The organism is Clostridium sp. YIM B02500 (assembly GCF_022324665.1).
Taxonomy (GTDB): Bacteria; Bacillota; Clostridia; order Clostridiales; family Clostridiaceae; genus Clostridium; species Clostridium beijerinckii.
Map to the genome: position 1 here is coordinate 204,248 of NZ_JAKGTE010000002.1, position 23,738 is coordinate 227,985.

18 protein-coding genes are annotated in these 23,738 nt (G+C 30.5%); 15 read left to right on the forward strand and 3 right to left on the reverse strand.

Features of this window, described 5'->3' with window-relative positions; genetic code table 11:
• The first annotated feature begins 51 nt into the window (after positions 1-51).
• The 3 genes from L1S46_RS02105 to L1S46_RS02115 all read left to right on the forward strand — a co-directional run bounded on the left by L1S46_RS02105 (position 52) and on the right by L1S46_RS02115 (position 3,336).
• Entirely contained in the window at positions 52-1,182 is a 1,131-nt protein-coding gene (locus L1S46_RS02105; RefSeq protein WP_238899054.1) for a VWA domain-containing protein, read from the forward strand.
• Positions 1,158-2,924, forward strand: coding sequence for a hypothetical protein (locus L1S46_RS02110; protein ID WP_238899056.1), 1,767 nt, complete (start codon positions 1,158-1,160; stop codon positions 2,922-2,924). The genes L1S46_RS02105 and L1S46_RS02110 overlap by 25 nt, the downstream gene beginning before the upstream one ends.
• Before the next feature lie 115 nt (positions 2,925-3,039).
• Complete coding sequence (locus L1S46_RS02115) at positions 3,040-3,336, forward strand: hypothetical protein (RefSeq protein ID WP_238899058.1); 297 nt, start codon at positions 3,040-3,042, stop codon at positions 3,334-3,336.
• A gap of 402 nt (positions 3,337-3,738) precedes the next feature.
• Here L1S46_RS02115 and L1S46_RS02120 read toward each other — a convergent pair whose 3' ends face one another.
• On the reverse strand, positions 3,739-4,227 hold the full coding sequence (locus L1S46_RS02120; RefSeq protein WP_238899060.1) for a GNAT family N-acetyltransferase: 489 nt from the start codon (positions 4,225-4,227) through the stop codon (positions 3,739-3,741).
• A 254-nt stretch (positions 4,228-4,481) separates the two neighbouring features.
• Between L1S46_RS02120 and L1S46_RS02125 the strand changes: the two genes are divergently transcribed.
• The 7 genes from L1S46_RS02125 (at position 4,482) to L1S46_RS02155 (ending at position 14,445) form a co-directional block, all read left to right on the forward strand.
• Complete coding sequence (locus tag L1S46_RS02125) at positions 4,482-5,198, forward strand: transaldolase (RefSeq protein ID WP_238899062.1); 717 nt, start codon at positions 4,482-4,484, stop codon at positions 5,196-5,198.
• Positions 5,199-5,220: 22 nt separating this feature from the next.
• Positions 5,221-5,670 (forward strand): PTS sugar transporter subunit IIA, encoded by a 450-nt coding sequence (locus L1S46_RS02130; RefSeq protein ID WP_077856802.1) that lies wholly within the window; start codon positions 5,221-5,223, stop codon positions 5,668-5,670.
• Between the two features lie 45 nt (positions 5,671-5,715).
• Positions 5,716-6,000, forward strand: a complete 285-nt coding sequence (locus tag L1S46_RS02135; RefSeq protein WP_039768568.1) for a PTS sugar transporter subunit IIB — start codon at positions 5,716-5,718, stop codon at positions 5,998-6,000.
• A gap of 11 nt (positions 6,001-6,011) precedes the next feature.
• Positions 6,012-7,370, forward strand: a complete 1,359-nt coding sequence (locus tag L1S46_RS02140) for a PTS ascorbate transporter subunit IIC (RefSeq protein WP_077831583.1) — start codon at positions 6,012-6,014, stop codon at positions 7,368-7,370.
• A 229-nt stretch (positions 7,371-7,599) separates the two neighbouring features.
• Positions 7,600-9,744: a BglG family transcription antiterminator gene (locus L1S46_RS02145; protein WP_238899063.1), complete on the forward strand. Its 2,145-nt coding sequence runs from the start codon at positions 7,600-7,602 to the stop codon at positions 9,742-9,744.
• 973 nt (positions 9,745-10,717) lie between these two features.
• A complete protein-coding gene (locus L1S46_RS02150) occupies positions 10,718-12,187 on the forward strand; it encodes a leucyl aminopeptidase (protein WP_238899064.1) in 1,470 nt (489 codons plus the stop codon).
• 224 nt (positions 12,188-12,411) lie between these two features.
• Positions 12,412-14,445 (forward strand): Na+/H+ antiporter, encoded by a 2,034-nt coding sequence (locus tag L1S46_RS02155; RefSeq protein ID WP_012058942.1) that lies wholly within the window; start codon positions 12,412-12,414, stop codon positions 14,443-14,445.
• A 111-nt stretch (positions 14,446-14,556) separates the two neighbouring features.
• Here L1S46_RS02155 and L1S46_RS02160 read toward each other — a convergent pair whose 3' ends face one another.
• The gene (locus L1S46_RS02160) at positions 14,557-15,204 is read right to left on the reverse strand and encodes a flavodoxin family protein (RefSeq protein WP_012058941.1); all 648 of its coding nucleotides are present in this window, start codon (positions 15,202-15,204) and stop codon (positions 14,557-14,559) included.
• Between the two features lie 131 nt (positions 15,205-15,335).
• On the opposite strand from L1S46_RS02160, the gene L1S46_RS02165 reads away from it, so the two are divergent.
• Positions 15,336-15,677 (forward strand): helix-turn-helix domain-containing protein, encoded by a 342-nt coding sequence (locus L1S46_RS02165; protein ID WP_012058940.1) that lies wholly within the window; start codon positions 15,336-15,338, stop codon positions 15,675-15,677.
• A gap of 173 nt (positions 15,678-15,850) precedes the next feature.
• On the opposite strand, the gene L1S46_RS02170 is transcribed toward L1S46_RS02165, so the two are convergent.
• Entirely contained in the window at positions 15,851-17,125 is a 1,275-nt protein-coding gene (locus L1S46_RS02170) for a hypothetical protein (protein WP_012058939.1), read from the reverse strand.
• Between the two features lie 871 nt (positions 17,126-17,996).
• On the opposite strand from L1S46_RS02170, the gene L1S46_RS02175 reads away from it, so the two are divergent.
• The 4 genes from L1S46_RS02175 to L1S46_RS02190 all read left to right on the forward strand — a co-directional run bounded on the left by L1S46_RS02175 (position 17,997) and on the right by L1S46_RS02190 (position 23,641).
• Positions 17,997-19,436: an ATP-binding protein gene (locus L1S46_RS02175; RefSeq protein WP_012058938.1), complete on the forward strand. Its 1,440-nt coding sequence runs from the start codon at positions 17,997-17,999 to the stop codon at positions 19,434-19,436.
• Between the two features lie 125 nt (positions 19,437-19,561).
• Positions 19,562-21,505, forward strand: coding sequence for an NAD(P)/FAD-dependent oxidoreductase (locus L1S46_RS02180; RefSeq protein WP_012058937.1), 1,944 nt, complete (start codon positions 19,562-19,564; stop codon positions 21,503-21,505).
• Between the two features lie 131 nt (positions 21,506-21,636).
• Positions 21,637-23,268, forward strand: a complete 1,632-nt coding sequence (locus L1S46_RS02185; protein ID WP_238899065.1) for a thiamine pyrophosphate-binding protein — start codon at positions 21,637-21,639, stop codon at positions 23,266-23,268.
• Between the two features lie 4 nt (positions 23,269-23,272).
• Positions 23,273-23,641, forward strand: coding sequence for a carboxymuconolactone decarboxylase family protein (locus L1S46_RS02190; protein ID WP_012058935.1), 369 nt, complete (start codon positions 23,273-23,275; stop codon positions 23,639-23,641).
• The last annotated feature ends 97 nt before the right edge of the window (positions 23,642-23,738 follow it).

Below are 23,738 nucleotides of genomic sequence, written 5' to 3' on the forward strand. Positions count from 1 at the left end.
AAATAATATTTGCTAAGTGTAAGTTTTACTTTAAAAGAGAAAGGGTAAGGTATGAATGAAGATTTAATTGGTTTAAATAGATGGCGATTAGTACTTGGAAAGTTTGCAGAGGATAGAATAGGTTTTTCAGAAGATAGTAGCAATTACTCAGAGCTTAGTGATCTGCTAGAGTTCTTATATGATAGAGATTATGATGAAGAAAGAGGAATAAGAGTAGATGACCCAAGAGGAGGAAGAGGAAGCTCTAAGCTTACAGTGCCTTCTTGGATAACAAAGGTTAGAAGCTTATTTCCTAAAGAAACAGTGGAAATATTAGAAAAGCATGCTCTAGAAAAATATAACATGAAGGAGCTTTTAACAGATAAAAAAGTGCTAGAGGCCATGGAGCCTAATGCAGAGCTTTTAAAAAATATATTGCAGATGAAACATTTAATGAAGGGAGATGTTTTAGATACAGCAAGAAAAATAGTTAAAAAGGTAGTCGATGAAATAACTAAAAGTCTAGAAAATGAAGTAAAGCTTACTATTATGGGAAAAGTGGACAGAAACAAAAGAAGTGCTGTGAAGTCTGCTAGAAACATTGATTTTAAAAGAACGATAAGAGCTAATTTAAAAAATTATGATAAAGAAGAAGAGAGAATAATTGTAGACAAAGTTTATTTTTATGGAAGAGTAAGAAAATACAATCCTTGGAACATAGTTGTTGCTGTAGATGAAAGTGCCAGTATGCTCTCTTCTGTTATTCACAGTGCTATAATGGCAGGCATATTTTCAAAGCTCCCTATGTTAAAAACCAGCCTTTTTATTTTTGACACGGAAATAGTAGACTTAACTTCTTATGTGGATGATGCAGTTCAAACACTTATGAGTGTTCAGCTGGGAGGAGGGACTAATATAGGAAAGGCTTTAGGTTATGCGGAAAAATTGATAGAAAGTCCTTTAAGAACTATGGTAGTAATGGTGACAGACCTTTATGATGGGTATAATTACAACATAATGTATGCAAGGGCTAAGGCAATAATTGAAACTGGAGCTAAGCTTATAATTCTTACAGCCTTGGATGATAAAGCTAATGGCTTTTATGATAAGAAGGCTGCAGCTAAGATGACTGCACTTGGAGCAGAGGTTGCAGCGATGACGCCAGGAGGGTTAGCTAAATGGATAGCAAAGATAATTTCCTAAGTAAGTTAAAATCTTATATTCTTTCTATTAATGATGAATATCTTATTGGAGTTACCAATAAAGGTATATTTAATAGAGCGTCAAAGGACTTAAACTCCGATGCTGGTGTTAAAATTACAGTGGAAGAAACATCTATAAAATGTGAACTGCCAGATGGAAATTCATGTAGCGTAAATGAAGATATACAAGCGTTTAAGTGTAGCTGTCCTTCGAGGAGTATTTGTAAGCATACTGTAATGAGTTACTTATATATAAAGAATCATATGGAAGAAATCTTTGGAGAGTCCTCTTCTTTAAATGAGAGTTCTAGTGAAGAAATGGAAATATCAAAACAACATGAAGAATTTAGTCCAGATTATTCAGAACTTTTAAATATAAACTTAAAGAGTATAAAAACTGCTTTGGGTGACAGAGAATTTGGAAATATTGTTAAGAGAATGGAGTTTGGATTAAGAGCAGATATAAAAGAAGATGCCCTTCTTCAGGTGGAATTTGCAGGAGAAGAAACTGTAAAGTTTATTTCTGTGAATGGCGAAAAAGAGAAAGAAATATCCATAAAGGATAGCAGTATAGTCAATAATGCTTTGTGCAGCTGCAAGAGTAAAGCACTTTGTAGACACAAGGCAGAGGCAGTAATTCACTATGGTCTTTACAAAGGCATGTTAAAGAAAGAAGAAGTTATTTATTTAATTGCTAAGGACAAAATTGTAAGCAAGGAAACTTTAGAAAGCTGTATAAAAGAAGTTAGAAAAACTCTAGAGGAAATATATTTTACAGGTCTTGCAAGAATGCCTGAAAGCTTTTTAGATAAGTTGGAACAAGTATCAATTATTTGTCATAATAGCGATATTCCAAGTATTGAGAAGAAGATAAAAGCACTTCAAGGAAAACTTAGATTATATATTAATAAAAATGCTTCTTTTTCTGTAGAAGGTTTTAGGTATTTGCTACAAAGTATTTATATATTAACTATGGCTATGGAAAATTACAGCGACGAAAAAACTTTAGGAGAATTAATGGGAGAGCATAAAAGTTCTTATTATGAAATTCATCCTATAGAACTTGCAGCAGTAGGAGCTAGCAAGTGGATAACAGAGTCAGGCTATGAAGGAACTACATTTTGTTTTACAGTAGAAGGCTTTAACAAATGGTTTACTTACACTATATCTAGAAATTCATCCTACAATAATAAAAACAGCTATAGCAGAGAAAGCTGTCCTTGGGGGATTGCTTCTGATATAGAAAGCTTCTCTAAAGTTAGAGTAAAGCTTATTAATGGAAAAATAAATGGAGATTTTAGGTTATCTTCTAGTGAAAATAGCAAAGGGGAAATTGTAGGTACCACAGATATTCAAAGTATTTATCTTAAGGACAAGACCTTTAATTCTTGGAAGGATTTATTTTCAGCAGTTTCTAATAACTCAGGATTATATTTTAATGAAAGAGAAGAAAATTATAATTTATTTCTTATAAAGCCATTGAAGTTTGGAGAAAGCAGCTTTGATAAAATACAGCAGCTATTCAAAATGCCATTATATGATGAAAAAGAAGAATGTGTAACCATTAAGGTTAAGTATTCTATTAATAATAAAAGTCTTATAGAAAAGCTGGAGAGAATGGAAAGAATGAAAAACTATCCGTTTATGCTCTTGACTAAAGTATACCTTAACGAAACTGGACTTACTGCATTCCCTATAACAGCTTATTATAAAAATGGTACATTAGTGAATTTGACTATGTAGACAGTAATTGAGTTAGCTTGCCTTGTCTTCTTATCTTACAGAAAAGATAGGTAATATAGCTATCAATATGTATACGGTAGTTTATTTAATTCAATTACATAAAGGATGTGATTTTATGGAAAATAATCAAGACTTGAAAATTATGGTTGATGACATAGAAATGCTTTTGGATGGAATTTTATTAAGTGGAGTAAGTGTAACTTTAGACGGTACTTTAAGAGAAGTTAATAGACTCGCAGTAAGTTGTGATAAATTTGGATTAAAGGAAGGAGCATATATGCTTTTTAAGCTGGAGGAAGCTCTAAAAATGAAAAGACACTCTTTGAATTTTGATCTGGATGAAGTGGTGAAAATTCTTGCGGTGCTTGGAAGTTATGTTAGCTTGATTAAGGATAAGATGAAAAAGCTTTAAGTTTATAAACAACATTAGATTTATGCCATACTCCACCGAAAGCAGAAACATTGTTATTTCGCAGGACTATGAAAATTTTGCTGAAAGTGCTAAATTGCAGTTTGTTCTACTAATGCTTGCTCCAAATTTAATTGTGACAAGCATTAGTAGAACAAACTACAATTAAGAACTTTTAACAGCTTATTTTCAAAAGCCTACTGCATAAAAATGTTTCTGCTTTCTAGTTGGGCTATATTTCATAGTATAAATCTATTATTGTTAAACTTTCTGAGTGCTTATACAGAAATGCATGTAAATTCGGTTTATTATAATAGAAACATTTTCATAGATAAATATATAATGTTTATCTAAATTTAAAGTCATTTAATTATATATAAGAATATTTAAGCATATTCTTATTTTCTATAGATTTAGAAATTTTTCATATCTAATTTGATCTCTATTATCAATAAATACTCTGTCTACCATCTTAAAACCATTGATTTCGTAAAAGTTTCTCAGCCTATCTCTAAATGTACCACAATTCAACCGTAACCATTTTACATTATGCTCCTTGCAAATTAATTCAGCAGATTGTATCAGTTTGTGTCCATATCCCTTTTTCACACTTTCTCTACAAACAGCTAACTTGTGCATTATTCCAGATTCATTCTTCTGTAAGTTTGCCCAAAATAGAGGATCATACCATTGCAAAATATATACTCCAATTAAGGTTCCGTTTTCGTAGCATAATTTCATATCATCAATACTATATTTCTTTAGCAATTCCTCACTTGTTATATCTTCATACTTCCACATTGGCTGATTAATAGAATTAAGCCATGTGGCAGAGTCATTTAAAACCTTTGAAAAAATATCGATACTTTTGTGGGTTGCATTTACTACTTCCAAATATATTCCTCTTTTCTATATAGTTTTTAATTTACTTCATTATATAAATTTTGAAAAATCATATTATCCATTAGATTATAGCTTCATATAATAATTATTATATCACTACCAAATGATACAAGCTTATAAAAATAGATTATTAAAAACTACAAAATTGCCACAATCGAAATGAAATATATTGAGCTTTACTGGTGGTTACTTGGAATATATAATTGGGTTATAAAGTAAAACAAGTAATTTGATGGAGGAGATAAATGGATTTTAGGGATTTAAATATTAAAATATTTGCAGATGGGGCAAATTTAAATGAAATGTTGGAGGTTTATAAGGGAGGTATTGTTAAAGGCTTTACTACAAATCCCTCGCTTATGAAAAAGGCAGGAATTGATGATTATAAGAAATTTGCCAAAAATGTTTTAGAAGAAATTAAAGATTTACCAGTATCTTTCGAAGTTTTCTCAGATGATTTCGAGACTATGGAAAGGGAGGCAGACGTTTTATCTGAACTATGTGAAAACGTTTATGTAAAGATACCTATCATGAATACTAAGGGAGAATCTTCAATTCCGCTAATTAAAAAGTTATCGGAAAAAGGATACCATCTTAATGTTACTGCAATTTTCACTTTGGATCAGGTAAAAGATGCGGTAACTTCATTAAATCCAGAAGTTAAGAGTATTGTGTCTGTATTTGCAGGAAGAATAGCAGATGCTGGAACTAATCCAATGAAGCTTATGATGACTAGTAGCAGGCTATGTAAAGCCAATAAAGGTGTAGAACTTTTATGGGCAAGCTGTAGGGAATTATACAATATTGTTGAAGCAGATGAATGTGGTTGTGAAATAATTACTGTAACTAATGATATATTAAAGAAACTCCCTACTATGGGAAAAGATTTATACGAATATTCTTTGGAAACTGTACGAAGTTTTTATAAGGATGCATCAAGTTTAGGATTTTCTATTTTGTAGCATTAAGGAAGGTGGCAAGGCTATGATTGAAAAGTTATTTAACAAAGAAACAATTGAATTAAATGTTGAAGTAAATGATTGGGTAGATGCTATAAGATTTTGTGGAAGTCTATTTGTTAAGAATGGAAATACTGAAGCGAAATATACTGATGCAATGATAAATACAGTAAAAAATATGGGACAATACATTGTTATTGAAAAGGGAATAGCTATGCCGCATGCAAGACCAGAAGATGGAGTCAAGAAAATTGGTATGGGGCTTATAAAACTTAAGAAGCCTATAGAATTCGGTAATGAAGAATATGATCCTGTTGATATATTGATTTTTATATGTGCAATAGATAAGACTTCGCATTTAAAAGCCTTGGCCGAACTTATGACACTTATTGAGGATAATGAATTTTTAAGCATTGTAAGAAATTCATCTTCAAAAGAAGATGTTCTTAGTTATATTAATTCAAAAAGCTTTTAAATTAGCTTAAAGGATTTTTAGTAATATTATAAAGGAGATAGAAAAATGGAAATATTAACGGTTTGTGGCAATGGAATTGGAAGCAGTTTAATGTTAGCTATGAAGATTGAGGAAATCTGCAGGGAAAATAATATAAAAGCTAATGTTGAATCAACTGATTTTAATTCTGCACAAGGGAAGAAGGCAGATTTGATAATTACTGTCAAGGAACTTGCTCAGCAGTTTGATAATAGAGATGTTGCAGTAGTGAGAAGTTATATAAATAAAAAGAAGATAACAGAAGATGTTTTGGAAGTTATTAAAAAGAAGTATATGGAATTAAATAAATAGGGGGTAAGTATATGTCAGTTCTTGAGTTTTTTAGAGACGTATTGAAACAGCCGGCTTTATTAATGGGAATTATGTCATTCGTTGGACTTATTGCACTTAAGAAACCTGGTCATAAAATTATGACGGGAACTTTAAAACCTATACTTGGTTACTTGATGCTTGGCGCTGGAGCAGATTTTATTACCTCTAACCTAGATCCTCTTGGAAAAATGATACAAGAGGGATTTCATATAAATGGAGTTGTTCCAAATAATGAAGCTATTGTTTCTGTTGCACAAAAAGTATTAGGCGTAGAGACAATGACAATTTTAATTGTAGGACTTTTAATTAATTTATTGATAGCAAGATTTACAAAATTTAAATATGTCTTTTTAACAGGTCATCATAGTTTTTTCATGGCTTGCCTTTTATCAGCTGTTCTTGGGACAACAGGTATGAGCGGAACTGAATTAATATTATTCGGTGGATTCTTACTTGGAGCATGGAGTTCAATATCTCCTGCGATAGGACAAAGATTTACTAGAAAAGTAACTGATGGTGACGATATTGCACTAGGTCACTTTGGTAGTTTAGCGTACTATATTTCAGCATGGGTAGGATCTAAGGTAGGAAAACCTGAAGAAAGTACTGAAAAAATTGAAATACCAGAGAAATGGGGATTTTTAAGAGATACAACTATTTCTACTGCATTAACAATGATGATATTTTATTTAATTGCAGCAATAGCGGCAGGTCCAACTTTTGTAGCAACTATTTCAGATGGTACTTCACCTATATTATTTGCTCTTATGGCAGGATTAAAATTTGCAGTTGGAGTAACAATTGTTTACAGTGGTGTTAGAATGATTCTTGGTGATCTTATTCCAGCATTCCAAGGTATTGCAACTAGAATTATCCCTGATGCCGTACCAGCTGTTGACTGTGCAGTATTCTTTACTTATGCACCTACAGCTGTTGTTATAGGATTTGTATCTTCTTTCATTGGTGGTGTTATTGGCATGATTCTTTTAGGATTTGCAGGAGGAGTATTGATAATTCCAGGACTAGTACCTCACTTTTTCTGTGGAGCAACTGCTGGAATATTTGGTAATGCAACTGGTGGTCGTAAAGGTGCTATGGTAGGTTCACTTGTAAACGGGCTTTTGATTACTTTTGCACCAGCATTACTTTTACCTGTACTTGGTTCATTAGGATTCCAAAACACAACTTTTGGTGATTTTGATTTTGGAGTTTTAGGTATTATACTTGGTAAAGCATCAGAATTAATAGGTAAATTTGGTGTTATAGCTATTGTTGTTATATTACTAGTAGTTTTAATTGTTCCTAATTTCATAAAAACTAAATCAAAAGCAATTAATAATCTAGATTGATATTTCTAATAAATTAAAGGAATTTATCTTAATGACATAATATCCTTTCTCTTCAATATAAATAATATTAGTGGGTTGAAAGTAAATTAAGCTTTCAACTCATTTGCTTAAGTTAATGAATATTTAAGGTATTATCAAAGGAATAGCAAGTCGATGGTATATTTAGGGCAGTTATTTTCTTTCATAGTCATAAAAAAGTGAGTGATCTTATTAAAAGCAGGTGTATAATATGCTAAATAGCAGGTGTTCAGATATACTAAAACTCATAGCAAACAGCAGTGTACCTATAACTATAAAGGATATTGCTCTTAAGTTTAAAATAAGTTCTAGAAGTATAAGATATGATTTAGATAGAATAGATGAATATTTAAAAGAAATAAATTTAAAACCATTAGTTAGGAAACCTAATGAGGGAATATCAATAGATTTAAGGCAAGATGAGAATAAGAGACTTTTAAACTTAATGGAATCCATAAACAGCTATGATTATGTTATGTCTCAAAAGGAAAGAATAATTTATATAATCTATAAGTTATTAGAAAAAAATAGCTATCTAACAATAAACAGCCTGGCTGAAAATATGTTCGTCAGCAGGGGAACTATTAATAATGACCTTAAAGAAGTAAGAAAATTACTTGAAGGTAATAATATAAAGCTTCAAAGTGAAAAATCCAAAGGAATAAAAGCTATTGGAGATGAGAAAGATCTTAGAAAAGTTGTTTCGAATCTTATGCTTGAAAATGTAGCTGACTCAGATTTGATTGGTGTTAATTTTAAAAAGTTATTTAAGGATATGGATATAGAATTTATTGGTAATGTAATAAAGACTGCAGAAGATCAATTGGAAAGTACATTATCTGATTATTCATTTAACAATTTATTAATTCATATTGCAATTGCCATAAAGAGGATTGAACTTGCTAAAGATATTGTGATGGATGATAATGAGCTTAAAAATTTAAGTAAAACTTGTGAATTTTCTATAGCTTCTGCAATGGCAAGAATGCTGGAGAATAGATATGATATAAAAATACCAAAAAGTGAAATTGGGTATATGACAATACATCTTCTTGGAAGTAACGTAATGTTAAAAGAAGAAAAAAATGATGATCTAGTATATATACAGCTTATTTCCGCTACATTGATAAGTGAAGTTGGAAAAAGGACAAAGTATAATTTTGAAGCGGATGAGCATCTTTTAGAAGGATTAATTCAGCATATAAGACCAATGATTTATAGATTAAAACATGGAGTCAGTATAAATAATCCTCTTCTTGATGAAATTATATATAAATATAAGGAAGTTTTTACTTTAGTAGAAGAAAGTCTGATATTTTTGGAAAAGGATTTAAATGCAGAAATAAGCAAAGAAGAAATTGGCTATATAACTTTGCACTTTATGGCATCTTTAGAGAGGATAAAGAATTTAAACAAGATAAAGCCTAGAGTTTTAGTGGTATGCGCTACTGGAGCTGGGACATCAAAATTTGTATCAATAAAGCTTAAATCCATATTTGACATAAACATAATAGATACAGTTTCAAGCCACGATATTGAAAAGATAGCAAAAAGAGAACCTATAGATTTAATTATAACAACAATCCCAATTAATATAATAGGTATAAGATGTATTTTAGTAAGTCCATTTTTGACAGAAAAAAATATCAGTGAGTTAAGCTTATTCTTTTCAAAATATTCACAAGCACTTGATGATATTGAAAATAAGAAAGAGTCTGAAAGTGAAGAAAGTTTTTCTGAATGTTTTAATGAAGATGATGAATATTATAATATGAATTTGGAATCAAAAAGAAGTGTCATAAAAAATATACTAAATATAGTTGATAAGAACTGCATAATAAATAACTACTCAAATTTAGAAAAAGAAATAGTGACATGCTTAAGTTCATACAAAGAAATAATTCAGCCTTCATTAAGTGAAATAATAAATGATAAATACATTAAACTAAATGAAGAAGCAGAAAACTGGAAAGATGCAATAGTAAAAGGTGGACAAATCCTTAAAAGAAACAGTTGCATAAATGACTCTTATATTGATGCTATGATAAATAATGTTGAAAAATTGGGCTCGTATATAGTTATTTTACCAGGAATAGCAATGCCTCATGCAAGGCCAGAAGATGGAGTATATAAAATTGGCTTTAGTATTATGACATTAAAATATCCAATTAAATTTGGAAACCTTGAAAATGATCCGGTAAAGGTAATAATAACTATGTCAGTAATAGATAATAAAAGTCACATGAAGGCTTTGAAGGAATTAATGAAAATAATAGAACAAGATGATTTTATAGATGAAATGAATAGAACTAATTCTGTGGAAGAAGTTTTGAGAATATTTAATTTATCTAGATAAAAAGATAAATGACGATGAGAAGTTCTATAATGATGACAAAAGCAAGTAAGCGTGATTCTTTAAAGCTCAACAGTATAATTGAATAAAACTATTTTTAATATGTAAGCATTTTACTAAAATAATATATTTAGTGCAGTGCTTTTCATTATTTGGGAACTACCTATTAAGGCAAAGCTTTCAGAAACTATAATAATAGCTTTATCTCGTAGTAAATTATAATTTAGTTAAGTTTGCTGCTGTTGTACTTTATTTGAAGTTATAACTTATATAATATGATTTTCAATTGTTTTGAAAAGAACCAATTGAATAAAGATGGAAAAAAGTATTCATATTCGTATTATATGGTATAATAACTACAATAAAAGCGTAACATCAATGATAGATGTTAAGGCTTAAACAAATTATATCTATACTGTTTACAATTTTAATACGCATGTTGGAATCAAGTTTCTACATTCCAGGCTTAAGTAAGCATTTAGTGCAGATTTATTATTTCAATATAGATAACCCAACTAAGACCTGAACTTATGCATATAACTCGCCGAAATGAATAATATACTTTTGTTCCAGTTTTTAGGTAATTCTGATGGGTGATTCTAAGAATATAAAGTTGCACCCAAAGTGCTAGCCTCAAAGAACAAGCTGTGAACTAGCACATTTGGAATAGTTCAAAGGAAACTCGACTCACTTCGTTCACTGAGTGATTTCAATTGACCAAATCATAGATTTGGAATTTCAATTAAGAATCATATTCATCAAAATTACCAATGAAACATTCCACAAAAGTATATTACCTATTTCTAGTTGGAAGATATTTCATAGCTTATGATTGTGTTATCTATAACATATAAAAAGTTTATGATTGAAATAATAAACTATAAAGGAATGAAATATTTCTAGTGTTTGTACACGTAGTGAACAGTAAATATAAAATTACGAATATCAACTAACTTTTATAGATGGAGGGAATAGTATGGAATTTAAAATTAATACAATTAAAGTTAATGAAGCTGACTTAGTTATGCTTCCTGTTTATCGTGAAAATAAAGATTTACAAGATGAAAAGCTTACAGTGATATATAAGCACTTTAAAGAAAGCAATAAATTTAAAGGTAATGCTGGGGAAATATGTGTGGCTACCAATGTAGTTGAAAGTGGAGTTCAAGACATAATATTTATTGGACTTGGAAGCAAGGATGAGTTGACAACAGAAATTATAAGAGGCTCTTTTGGAAAGGCAATAAAAAAGGCAATTGAATTAAAAGCTAAAAAAATAGCATTAAATATAATATCTAATGAGAAGTTATCAGTTGAAGATATTACAAAGTCTATGGTTGAAGGAATTGGTTTTGGAGAATATAGATTTGACAAATACAAGACTGAAGCTAATGAAAATTCGGAAATTGAAGTAAGTATCTGTACTGATGAAAATGGAAAGCCAAACTCAATAGATGAATATATAGATGAAGCTTTGATACTTGTTGAAACAACTAAATTTGCAAGGGATTTAGTTAATGAACCAGCTAATGTATTATATCCAGAAACTCTTGCAGAAAAGGTTATTGGTTCCGGAAACAAATATGGATTTGAAGTTGAAGTATTCGATGAAAAGAAAATTAATGAACTTGGAATGGAATCTTTCCTATCAGTTGCTAAAGGATCAGAACTTCCTCCTCGACTTATTGTAATGAGATATTTTGGAGATGAAAGCAAAAAGGACGACATATTAGGTTTAGTTGGAAAGGGAGTCACTTATGATTCAGGTGGATATTCTATCAAGCCAACTAGCAGCATGGATTCAATGAAATCAGACATGGGTGGAGCTGCATCAGTTATTGGAGCAATAAGTGCTATTGCAAAGAAAAAGCTAAAGATAAATATTGTAGGAGTAATTGCTGCATGTGAAAATTTAATATCTGGCAAAGCATATAAACCAGGAGATATAATTGGTTCTATGGCTGGTAAATATATTGAAGTTTTAAATACAGATGCAGAAGGAAGACTTACTCTTATAGATGCAGTACATTATATAATTGAAAAGGAAAAAGCTAATAAGGTTATAGATTTAGCTACATTAACAGGAGCTGCATTAGTTGCACTTGGAGTTACTACAACAGCTGTAGTATCTAATAACGATGAGTTTTATAAAGAGTTAGAAAGCGCATCACTCAAAGCTGATGAAAAAATTTGGAGATTACCTAACTTTGATGATTATAAAAAACTTATTAAGTCCGATATAGCAGATTTAAAAAATACTGGAGGCAGGCATGCAGGTACTATTACTGCTGGATTATTTATAGGTGAATTTGTACAAAATAAGCCTTGGTTACATTTAGATATTGCAGGTACTGCATGGACTGAAAAGGAAAGTAGCTATTGTTCTAAAGGCGGTACAGGAGTTGGTGTAAGGACTCTTTACTATTTAGCAAAGAATAAGTGTTAAAATCAGTAAAAGCATTCTAATAGTTTATATTAAATTTCTTCGATAAAATAGAACTTATTAGCTTCTAAAAAGCTAGTAAGTTTTTTTATATTTATAGGGCAAACTAGAAATATGATTACATACCTAAAATACTAATTTATAAAAAAATGTTATTGTTGAGCAATTTTATCATGTATAATAGTAATAACATATAAGTTAAAATAGACCAGAGGAGGGGATATGAAGTGGATTTACTAATGACGATATTATTGTTGATGGGATGTTTATTAATTTCAAATATTATTAGTCACTATGTTCCATCTATACCTACAGCTTTGACACAAATTGTTTTTGGTGTAATTATTGCATTTGCATTTAAACACACTTCTTTTGAATTAGAAGAAGAATGGTTTTTTCTCTTATTCGTAGCACCGATTTTATATAATGATGGAAAATACTTTCCAAGAGAAGAGTTATGGAAAATGAGGCGTTCAATATTTGGAAATTCTTTAATATTAGTTTTATTAACAACTATAGGTGGAGGATATTTCATTCATTGGATGATACCAGGAATTCCTCTTGCAGCTGCCTTTGCATTAGCAGCTATTTTATCACCAACTGATCCAGTGGCTGTAAATGGTATAGCAAAGAGAATTCATATACCTGAAAAAGTGCTAAATCTTGTTAAAGGAGAATCTTTGATTAATGATGCATCAGGTATAGTAGCCTTTAATTATGCTATAGCTGCTGTAGTAACAGGCTATTTCTCATTAAAAGACGCAATTTTAAATTTTTCGTATTTATTTTTAGCGGGGGCAGCCTTAGGGTTGATTTTTGCCTTGATTTTGACATTAATAAGATTTAATTTACGTAAAGAGGGAATAAATGATGTTGTCTTTCACTCCCTTCTGCAGATATTAGCTCCATTTGTAATATTTATAATCACTGAAGAACTTTTACACGCATCAGGAGTAATTGCTGTAGTGGTTGCAGGTATTGTTAATTCACTTATTAGCAGAAGATTTGAAACTAGCATAGCGGAAGAGCAGGTACTTACAGAAAATATATGGTCCATTATTTTATTTGTGTTAAATGGAATTGTATTCTTATTATTAGGATTAAATATTCCTTTATCAATGAGTGAAACAATAGCTGATCCCAATATAGGGAATTTAAAGGCTATTGGATATGTTATTGCAATTGGGTTTGTTATTTTGGCAATTCGTTTTGTCTGGTCTTATATTTCAGCTTTTTATGAATATCGTTTAAGCAAAAATAAAGATATAGAAGTACCTAATGTAAAGATAGCGTTATTAACTAGTTTAACAGGTGTTAGAGGTACGGTTACAATGGCGGGAGTTCTATCAATACCTTTTTTCTTGGATAATGGAGATGCATTTCCAGAACGCTCACTTATACTTTTTTTAACTGCTGGTGTAATATTATTTACATTAATATGTGCAACAGTGTTCTTGCCATTTTTATGTAAAGATGAGTTGAACGAAGACGAAAAGATTATTGATAAAAACTTAATTGATGCAAAAAACAGACTCTTATCAGCCGGTATTAAAGCTATTGAGTCAGAAATAAATGATAAAAATGAAGCAGTAGCTTATGAATTAATTCATGAATATAAACATATATCTCAAAATCTTAGATTTGAGCAAACTTCAAACGCAGTCGAGAGAAATTTTAATCAACAAGAAATGGTTGAAATACAATTAATAGCGTTAAAGGCAGAACGAAAATATATTAATGAATTAATGGGTAAAAGTGAGATTGATGAACAAGTATTTAAAGCACTTGATAAATCTTTAGATTATAGAGAAGAAGTCTTTCTAAGAAATCCTAGTCAAGATACTATGTTTCTTGTAAGGAAATTAATGAGAGCAACAAAGATTTTTTACAAAAAGTTCAAAAAGAGGAAAGAAATCAAGCTAGATAATTTGAAATTAGTAAAAGATATTCAATTAAAATCCTTTCAAGCTGCAATTGAAGCCTTAGAGGAATATCTAAGAAGTCATGAAGGATCAAACGCTGCACAAGACGTAATTTTATATTATAGAACCATGATTAATAGATTCAAAGGAAACGTGGTTAAATATAATGAGGAAAGCATAAAACAAAAGGAAGAACTAAGAATTAAAGCCATGGATATAGAGCGTTCAGCAGTTCGTAATATGTATGAATCAGGAGAAATTACTAGAGAAGAATCAAATGAATTAAGAAGGTATATAAATTATATTGAAAGTGTGATTTTGTATAAGCATGCAGAATAATTCATATAGATAAAGCAGTTTTTTATGATATGCAATTGGATTATACGTTTCAATGTTAAAGAGAACAGTGAAACGGAGAATAGAGCAGTAGCTTGATTAGCTACTGCTTCATTATGCATTTGTGACAAGCGTTACTCCCATGTCAAAGGCTTTTTGACAATCAACAGGAAATTGTTCAGCTTTATGTTTTGCTTTTTCTTTTTCAGAGAATTTAGAAGCCTCATATTTATCATAATCAGTGAATTGATAAGTATTATAACTATATAATGATTCTAGTGGATTTCCTGTAGTTCTTGCAATCATATTTTCACGTAAAGTAAAACTTTGCTTAACTCCAAATTGATCAATTTGTTCTTCTGTAGCATTCATAGTGTAAATAAATCCTACAGGTATTTTCTTAGGATAAACAGTTGGTATTTCATCGCTATATATGCTATTAGAAAATAAGAAACGCTCTAAAAGTGCGGTCATTCCAGCTGTAATATTCATGTAATAAATCGGAGAACCCAAAATAACTGCATCTGCTGTTTTTAATTTTTCAAGAATAGGGGTTAAATCATCTTTTAGTGCACATTTACCATGCTCAACATTTTTTCTTTTACATGCAAAACAGCTTATACACCCACTATATTTTAAATCATATAGGTTTATAAGTTCAGTTTCTGCACCCTTTGACGCTGCACCCTCAAGAGACTTATTTAACAATGTTGCTGTATTCCAGTTCTTACGTGGACTCCCGTTAATAGCGATAATTTTCATAAATGTTTTGCTCCTTTTCATTTAAAATAAAATTTATATTATGATATAATTATATTACTAAATCAAAAATATACTAGTACTCAACTTTTTTTGACTAGGTATATTTAATTTTACTAAGGAGATTATTTATTATGAACGATGAAAGAAAGGATAAGTCCATAAATACTCATCTACAATATTTACTTAAAGTAATTGGTGGTAAATGGAAATTGACTATACTATGTATATTAACCAAAAAAGAAGTAGTACGTTTTAATGAATTAAAAAGAGAACTAAATGGAATTACTAATATGTCACTAAGTAACTGCTTGCAGGAATTAGAACAGTATAAAATAGTAAAACGTATACAATACCTAGAAATGCCTCCTCGTGTGGAATATTCATTAACGGAGAATAGTAAGAAATTGATTCCTTCATTAAAAGGTCTCAGTGATTGGGCAAAGGAGCAAATAGAAATTAATGATGAAGATTAAACGTTAAAATTAATATTGAGGAAAGGCAACGAAGGAGCAAATTAAGCTATAAGAATACTTTTATAAAAATAGAATAATAGAGTAGCATAAAAGCTACTCTATTATTCTAAATAAAATGAAATTTTTACTATCATAAATTCAGTTTTAAGATTAATGGGTGTTTAATAAAAAAACTATAGAAATATACAATCTATAGTTTTTTTAGAAATTTGTATTTCACTTCCTAGATTATATCTATCTATTTGTTCTATATTATCTCTGGAAATTATATCTAATGATTTATCTTTTTCTACATCATTAAACTCTACGATATATCCAAGAGCAACATTTGGATCTTTATAAAAACTCATATGTTTATCGCTATCATAATTAGAGTAATAAACTTGACCTTCTGTAAAATTATAATACATACTCATGCTACTTGCCATTAATAAACTTGCCTTTTCTGAACTTCCCTTACAATATACTTTTACAGTATTATCATTTCTTTCAATATTATATATTTCTCCTTTACTTCCATCAGAGAAATCGAAAGATTTTGAATAGGTTACATTATTAGTTGTTTCTTTATTTGTATCCTCTTTTTTATTAACATTTTCATGTGTTTTTCTAAATTCGTCCCAAGTTATATTACAAGTTAAAGGTATTAGGCTTATATCTTTTTGGTCTTTAAGAATATCATAAGTAGCTGTCTTTGATTCATATCTTCCTTTTATTACTTTATCCTCTGAAGAACTTCCAGAGGATCTTAACTTATACATTTTATCGCCAACCTTTAAGATCATTGAAGAATCCATATACCTATCATCATGGTCTTTTTGAGGTTCACTATAAGTAACTGTTGTTCCTAAAACATCAGATTCTAATTTATTTAAGGTCCCGTCAGAACCAGAAATTTTTGTTGATAAATCTTTTTCAATTATGTTATTAAAAGATCCTGAAAAATCTACGTTTGCATCCATTCCTATGTTAACTTTATAATTAGGAAATACTACATCTAGCCTTATGTTACCACTTTTAGGGAATTCTTCGTCATGAGTATCTTGATCTATAGTAATTAATAGAGTTTGATCATCTATAAAATCTGTTGACATGCTTTCGCTGCCTCGTTGAGTTTCACCATAAAGTAATTGAATTATCGAATTATCATTTTTAGTTTTATCAAAAGGTTGTGTGCTTTCTACTTTAATTACTGCATTTAATTTATGCTTTGTTACCGTTGCCTTTTCTAATGTTACTTTTAATCCATTTTGAGTAACGCTCTTATTTATATCAACTGAATAATCTTTATAAGTTGCAGCAGCTGAAGTTGTACTACTTGTGTAAGAAGAAATTGCTTGTACATTATCATCTGCTAAAGCTGGCATTTCTAATGCACCCATGGTTAACATAAATCCCATAATTCCGAGAACTGGTCCTAATAATTTACTAATTTTTTTGTTTATCATTGATAATTTTCCCCCTAACTAAATACTTAATAAGTAATAAGTAATAAGTGAGAGTCCAAATTTTACATTTGGTTTCTCGAACTTAGTTAAGTTGCTTAAGCGACTTAACTTCCTTTACTATATTTGGTTCTCGAACTTAGCCAAGAACAGTATGGTATTAGCTTTATTTGTGGTTCTTTTGGTATATGAAACTTAGATAGTAATATTTAAATTCGACTAAGTTTGTCTTTTTACCGTACAATTAATTATATCCCTATAATGGAAAACAATCAATTAATTTACATAATATTCGTTTTACGATTATACAAAATCAATATATTCAAGCATTAATTAAGAAATTGATTAGCATTTACGCTTATTTTATTTGTGATTGAGGGATTAAGTTAAATAATAGTAATATTTTTTATATGATAGATCGAAGCGCTTAAAAGTAAGTTTCCATTAAATATTTTTTTGAATGAACATTGGTTTAAATAAAACTTTTTTACAATTTAAAAAGGAAAAAAGTTAAGAATTTAAAAACAAAGGAAGTTAACAATGTAACAATTTATATTAGGCATAGAGTTAAGATGCATTAAAAGATTTTCTAAAAGACAATTGTTATGAAATAAGAGAATAATAAAAATGGTTGGAAAATTGTTTTTGCTAATTTGAATTATTTTGAGCAACATTGGTTGCATCCTTATATTTTTTTGTGACTTTATGAATGCAAAATATAATATATATATGAATTTATTGTAAATTATGAAATTAATTAGAATAAATATTCCGATAATAGAAACTTAGTGATATAATAGTTGGGTAAATTATGTAAAAAAGTGAATTGATATACATAAATTACTAAAGATTTCTTTTGAGGAGGCAATATACGTTGCAAGATATAGATGAACAAGAAGCTGATTATATTATAGAATCAAAAAAGAAGTGTAGAAAATTAGGATTAGATCCCAACAAACCTAGAGTGTCTCCTAATGCTATATCAGAATTAGAATTAGCTAAAAAGAAAGATATATATAAAGAAGTTTTAGATGTTGTTAAATTTTTTGGCAATAAAATGATTAAATCTTTAGAAGGTACGCCTATATTAGTTACTATTACTGATGAGAATGGGTATTTATTAGAAATTCTTGGGGACGAAGCTATAGGCGAAACAATGTTTGAATTTGGAGTTAAGCCAGGTATTCAATTTCGTGAGGAAGATATGGGAACAAATGTTGTTAGTTTGACTCTTAAACAAAATCATCCAATACAGATAATAGGAAAGGATCATTATCATAATTCTTTACAGAAGAGCGCATGTTATGGAGTACCATTTCACTATTCAGATGATGACAATTTGCTTGGAACTATATGTATAATGACTGCTGTTATACTCCATAATCCATTTTTCCTAATGACATTAACTACTGTAGTTGATGCCATAGAACGAGAGCTATTGCTTAGAAAACAAAATCGTAAGATTAATAAGCAAAAAGAACTATTATATGAATCCGAAAAAAAGCAAAGGGAGCTTTTAGAAAAAGACCTTGTGATGAAGGATGAATTTATAACCCTTATTACTCATGAATTCAAAACACCAATAAATGTAATTTATTCAGCTATTCAATTGATTGAACAGGTATATATTAATCAGATTCCTCAATCAGTCAAAAACTTAATAGGAAGCATAAAGCGAAATGCTTTCAGGCAGTTGAGGCTTGTAAATAATTTATTGGATATTACTAAGTTAAAAGCAGATCAATTTAAATTAACCCCCCAAAATATAGATATTGTATTTATAACACAATTAATTACAGAGTCTATAAAAATATATGCGGAGCAAAAGAAAATCACGTTTGGATTTAAGACTAACACATATAGTATAAATACTTCAATAGATGATGAAAAATATGAACGCATAATTTTGAATCTTTTATCAAATGCTATAAAATTCACACCAGAAGGTGGAAATATAACAGTTGAAATTACAGAAAATATGAAGAATAAAACAGTGTCAATTGCTGTGATTGATACTGGGGTAGGGATTCCAGAAGATAAGCGTGAAGTGATTTTTGAACGATTTGGACAAGTTGATAATAATCTTTCAAGACAGGCAGAAGGTAGTGGGATTGGTTTAGCATTAGTAAAGATGCTGGTAGAAATATTAGAAGGAAGCATTGAGGTAGAAAGTGAATTAGGAATTGGCAGTAAATTCACAATAACCCTACCTATTAAAGAAGTTACATTTGAGGAGAAAAATAGAGCATTTATATCTTCAGATAATGGATTAGTAAATGCCATTAATGTTGAATTTTCTGATATTTATTTTTAAAGTGATATTTATAAAAGTAATATATGAAAAAATTTTATAAACTAAGCTATTTAAGTAGTGAGTTATTTATTTAATGTATCTATATAGATTGTGATAGGTATCCAGAAGGGAATGACAGAGTTATTATGGACTATAAGAAGTTATTTACACCATTTAAAATTGGAAGCATGGAGGTTAAAAATAGAATAGTTTTTTCGCCTATAGGAATTAATGCATCCAATAGTGATGGTACTATTTCAAATGATGAAATTGATTATTATGAAGAACGTGCAAGAGGCGGAGCTGGACTTATAATTATGGGCGCTCAGTTTATCTCACATGATATAGCACAAGGTCCTCTTTCAGGTATATTAGAGCATACGTATGTAATACCAAAACTTACTACTCTTTGTGAAACTGTGCAAAGATACGGGGCAAGAATAGCTGCCCAATTATGTTGTGGTACAGGACGTGATGCACTTCCAAACGAATATGGAGAGCCACCGATGTCAGCATCACCTATACCAGCAGCATATAATAGAAAAGTTAATTGTAGGCCTATGAGTCATTACGATATAAAAAAAATTATTAAAAAATTTGCATGTTCTGCCAAAAATGTCAAAAATGCAGGTTTTGACGCTATTGAGATACATGGACATGCTGGCGATTTAATAGATCAATTTATGTCTCCAATATGGAATAAACGTGAGGATGAGTATGGTGGAACAAATGAAAAACGAGCTCGCTTTCCTATTGAGATTGTTAGTTCAATAAGAAATGCTGTTGGACCAGATATGCCAATATTATTTCGTATGTCACTTGATCATCGCTTTGAAGGTGGGCGTACTATAGAAGACAGTATGCATCTTGTTAAACTACTAGAAGAGGCAGGAGTTGATGCAATAGATATAGATGCAGGATCGTCTGAAGCAATTGAATATGTTTTTCCACCTTCATATTTGGGAGATGCATGTATGGAATATTTATGTGAGCCTACACGCAAAGCTGTTAATCTTCCAATACTTAATTCAGGAAATCATACGCCCGAAACAGCAGTTAGGTTAATAGAATCTGGAAATGCTGATCTTGTCATGTTTGGACGTCCTCTAATAGCAGATCCAGAACTGCCCAATAAGCTTATGTGTGGTAATCGTGAAGATATAAGACCATGCATTCGCTGTAATGAGGGATGTATAGGACGCATTGCAGCTAGATTTACTAAGTTAAGTTGTTCTGTAAATCCGCAAGCTTGTAATGAAAAGCGTTTTAATATTAAGCATACTAAAATTCCACAAAACGTCGTAGTTATAGGAGCGGGGCCAGCAGGGTTGGAGGCAGCACGTGTTGCTGCAATTGAGGGACATAAGGTTACTCTATTTGAGAAAGAAAAAGTAATTGGAGGACAGATTGCAGCAGTTTCGACACCTGCTTTTAAGAATAAGTTATGCAGATTAATAGATTGGTATGGTGTTCAGCTTAAGAAATTGAATGTTAAAATTCAACTAGACACAGAAGTTTCTGCTGCTGATGAGATATTAGCAAAGTGCGATAAAATCATCGTAGGAACAGGTGCAGTTCCAGCTAATCCTCAAATTCATGGTATCGACGGTTTAAATATTATTAATTTAATTGAGGTACATAAAAATAAAGAATTATTAAAAGGTGAAAATATTGTTATATGTGGGGGCGGCTTATCAGGCTGTGATAGTGCTTTGGAACTAGCTACTGAATATGGTAAGAAAGTTACGATTATTGAAATGTCAGATTCAGTTGCAAAGGATGCTTTGTTTGTTAATGCAGCATCATTAATACCTATGCTTTATAAATCTGGAGTGAAAATTCATACAAATAGCAAAGTTACATCAATTGATAGTAACGGCGTTTATATAGAAACACATGATGGTTCATCTGAATTTATAAAAGCTGATAGTATGATTAATGCCTTGGGCATGGTAATGAACAATAAACTGGCAGAGGCAATAAAAGCAAAATATTATACAAAAACTAGGTTTATAGGCGATTGTGAAAAAGTTGGGAACGTTGGTACAGCTGTGCGTATGGGATTTTATGCAGCAATTAGTTTGGAATAAGGTAAAACTTGATTCAGGAAGCATATAAGTGTTAGTGTAGCTGGGCATCAGATAAGATGATTAATATTCCAAAATTACTTTTTAGAATATTAATATTAATATTAATATTAATTATAAAAGGAGAGATACATATGAGAAACATAGCATCTATTTTAGTATCCAATTTTAGAAAATGGGGGATTAATAATGTTTTTGGAGTACCAGGAAGACCTCTTGCTTCTTTGATTATGGAATTGGATAGACAAGATATTAATTTTATTTTAAGTAAACATGAAAGTGGCGCTGGTTACGCAGCAGCAGGTTACTCGTTAATTAACAAGAAATTGGGGGTTGCTCTTGTAACTTCTGGTCCAGGTGGTACAAATGCTCTAACTGCTGCAGGACAGGCTAAAGCTTACCATGTACCAGTACTATTTATTACTGGGCAGCAATCTATGCATAATGTTGGAAAAGCTATAGGACAAGATTCAACAATTTTTGGTACAGATTTAGTTAGGATGTTTGAATCAGTTGCTAAATTTAGTGCTAGAGTCGAAAGAGCTGATCAGTTTCAAATATTATTAAAACATGCATTAGAAAAAGCTTATTCAGGTGCCAAAGGGCCAGTTCATTTATCAATACCTCTTGACATACTTGATGAAGAAATAGATGAATTTGAACTTGATTTACCTAACAATATGGATAAACTAATATCCTCGAGATTAGATGAATTTGTTAGTAAACTAAATAATGCTAGAAAACCTGTTATATTGGCAGGCAAAGGAGTACATTCAAGTCTAGCTTACGAAGAAGTTAAAAACATAGCTGAAATTTGGGACATACCAGTTATGACGACTCCAGGAGGAAAAGGAACATTTTCTGAGAACCATCCTTTATCACTTGGCGCATTAGGCTTAGGCGGTACAGATAAATCAAGTGAATATATTAAGAATGATACAGACTTAATGATAATCATAGGAAGTAAACTATCTGATATGTCTTTAGTAGGAATATCACCAGACAATTATCCTAAAGAAGTAGTTCATTTAGATTATGATAATACATTCATAGAAAAAGCATTACCAGTTAAAACTCTACCTATTATTGGCGATATCAAAGCTAATCTACATCTAGTATTAGATAAAGCTAAAGATAAGAGAAGAAAAGAATATACTTTATTAGAAGAGATTTATGAATTTAAAAATAATATTAAAGAAAACAATAAGTATCTTTCATCTGCTCATGCTATGGAAATAATAAGAAAAGTATTACCAGATGATGCTGTCGTTTTTGGCGATGATGGTAGTCATTCTTTTTATGCAATAAGATATTTTAATATCAGAAAACCAGGTACATTCTTTTTTGATGACGTATTTGGAGCTATGGGACATGCCATAGGTTACTCAATTGGAGCACAACTAGCAAACTATAATTCTAGAATTGTTTGCATAACTGGTGATGGATGTACCTTTATGCAGGGAGCTGAAATTTCAACAGCAGCAAATTATAATATTCCAGTTACCTTTATAGTAATAAATAATGGAAGATTAGATATGCCAGAAAAAGCTATGATAAAGTTTTTTGGAAAGACAGTAGGAACCAATTATAATGTGCCATTGAATGGTAAAAAATTTGGTGAGTCACTTGGGGTAAACTCATATAGATGTTGTAATGAACTTGAATTAAAAGAAGCGTTAGAAATTTCAAATTTACATAAGGAAGCAATTCTAATAGAAGTTATGGTTGATCCAAATGAAATACCACCAACTATGAAAAGGGGATAGTAAAATGAATAAAGATTATGAAAACGGAATCAATATGTTAAAACAAATGACAGATGAAAATGGTGAACAGATGATAAATTCTGTGGGAGAGATATTTCCAGACTTTTTGGATAAAATGATTTCTTTTGGATTTGGTCAAATATATGCAAGACCAAATTTGGATTTAAAAACACGAGAAATTGTAACTATAACTGCTCTTATAACACAAGGTGCATTTGAACAATTAGACTTCCATATAAAAGGTGCTCTTAAAGCTGGATTAAAACAAGAAGAGATCTTAGAAATTATTTTGCAATGTGCAGCATATGTAGGTTTTCCTAAAGCTTGCAGCGCATTAGGAATTGCAGGAAAAATTTTCGCTGGAAAGCTCTAAATTAAGGATTGCCTCCCATAACTGCATGTTGCCACTTTTAGTGTGATAAGTACTAAATGGAACAAGCTCTAGCAGAAAATTGACTCATGTTCGTTTG

Excerpts from the sequence above, each read along its gene's own strand:
- L1S46_RS02140 (WP_077831583.1), top strand. The coding sequence starts at position 6,012 with ATGTCAGTTCTTGAGTTTTTTAGAGACGTATTGAAACAGCCGGCTTTA.
- L1S46_RS02130 (WP_077856802.1), top strand. The coding sequence starts at position 5,221 with ATGATTGAAAAGTTATTTAACAAAGAAACAATTGAATTAAATGTTGAA.
- L1S46_RS02160 (WP_012058941.1), bottom strand. The coding sequence starts at position 15,204 with ATGAAAATTATCGCTATTAACGGGAGTCCACGTAAGAACTGGAATACA.
- L1S46_RS02165 (WP_012058940.1), top strand. The coding sequence starts at position 15,336 with ATGAACGATGAAAGAAAGGATAAGTCCATAAATACTCATCTACAATAT.
- L1S46_RS02190 (WP_012058935.1), top strand. The coding sequence starts at position 23,273 with ATGAATAAAGATTATGAAAACGGAATCAATATGTTAAAACAAATGACA.
- L1S46_RS02110 (WP_238899056.1), top strand. The coding sequence starts at position 1,158 with ATGGATAGCAAAGATAATTTCCTAAGTAAGTTAAAATCTTATATTCTT.
- L1S46_RS02115 (WP_238899058.1), top strand. The coding sequence starts at position 3,040 with ATGGAAAATAATCAAGACTTGAAAATTATGGTTGATGACATAGAAATG.
- L1S46_RS02145 (WP_238899063.1), top strand. The coding sequence starts at position 7,600 with ATGCTAAATAGCAGGTGTTCAGATATACTAAAACTCATAGCAAACAGC.
- L1S46_RS02135 (WP_039768568.1), top strand. The coding sequence starts at position 5,716 with ATGGAAATATTAACGGTTTGTGGCAATGGAATTGGAAGCAGTTTAATG.
- L1S46_RS02105 (WP_238899054.1), top strand. The coding sequence starts at position 52 with ATGAATGAAGATTTAATTGGTTTAAATAGATGGCGATTAGTACTTGGA.
- L1S46_RS02125 (WP_238899062.1), top strand. The coding sequence starts at position 4,482 with ATGGATTTTAGGGATTTAAATATTAAAATATTTGCAGATGGGGCAAAT.
- L1S46_RS02170 (WP_012058939.1), bottom strand. The coding sequence starts at position 17,125 with ATGATAAACAAAAAAATTAGTAAATTATTAGGACCAGTTCTCGGAATT.
- L1S46_RS02150 (WP_238899064.1), top strand. The coding sequence starts at position 10,718 with ATGGAATTTAAAATTAATACAATTAAAGTTAATGAAGCTGACTTAGTT.
- L1S46_RS02180 (WP_012058937.1), top strand. The coding sequence starts at position 19,562 with ATGGACTATAAGAAGTTATTTACACCATTTAAAATTGGAAGCATGGAG.
- L1S46_RS02185 (WP_238899065.1), top strand. The coding sequence starts at position 21,637 with ATGAGAAACATAGCATCTATTTTAGTATCCAATTTTAGAAAATGGGGG.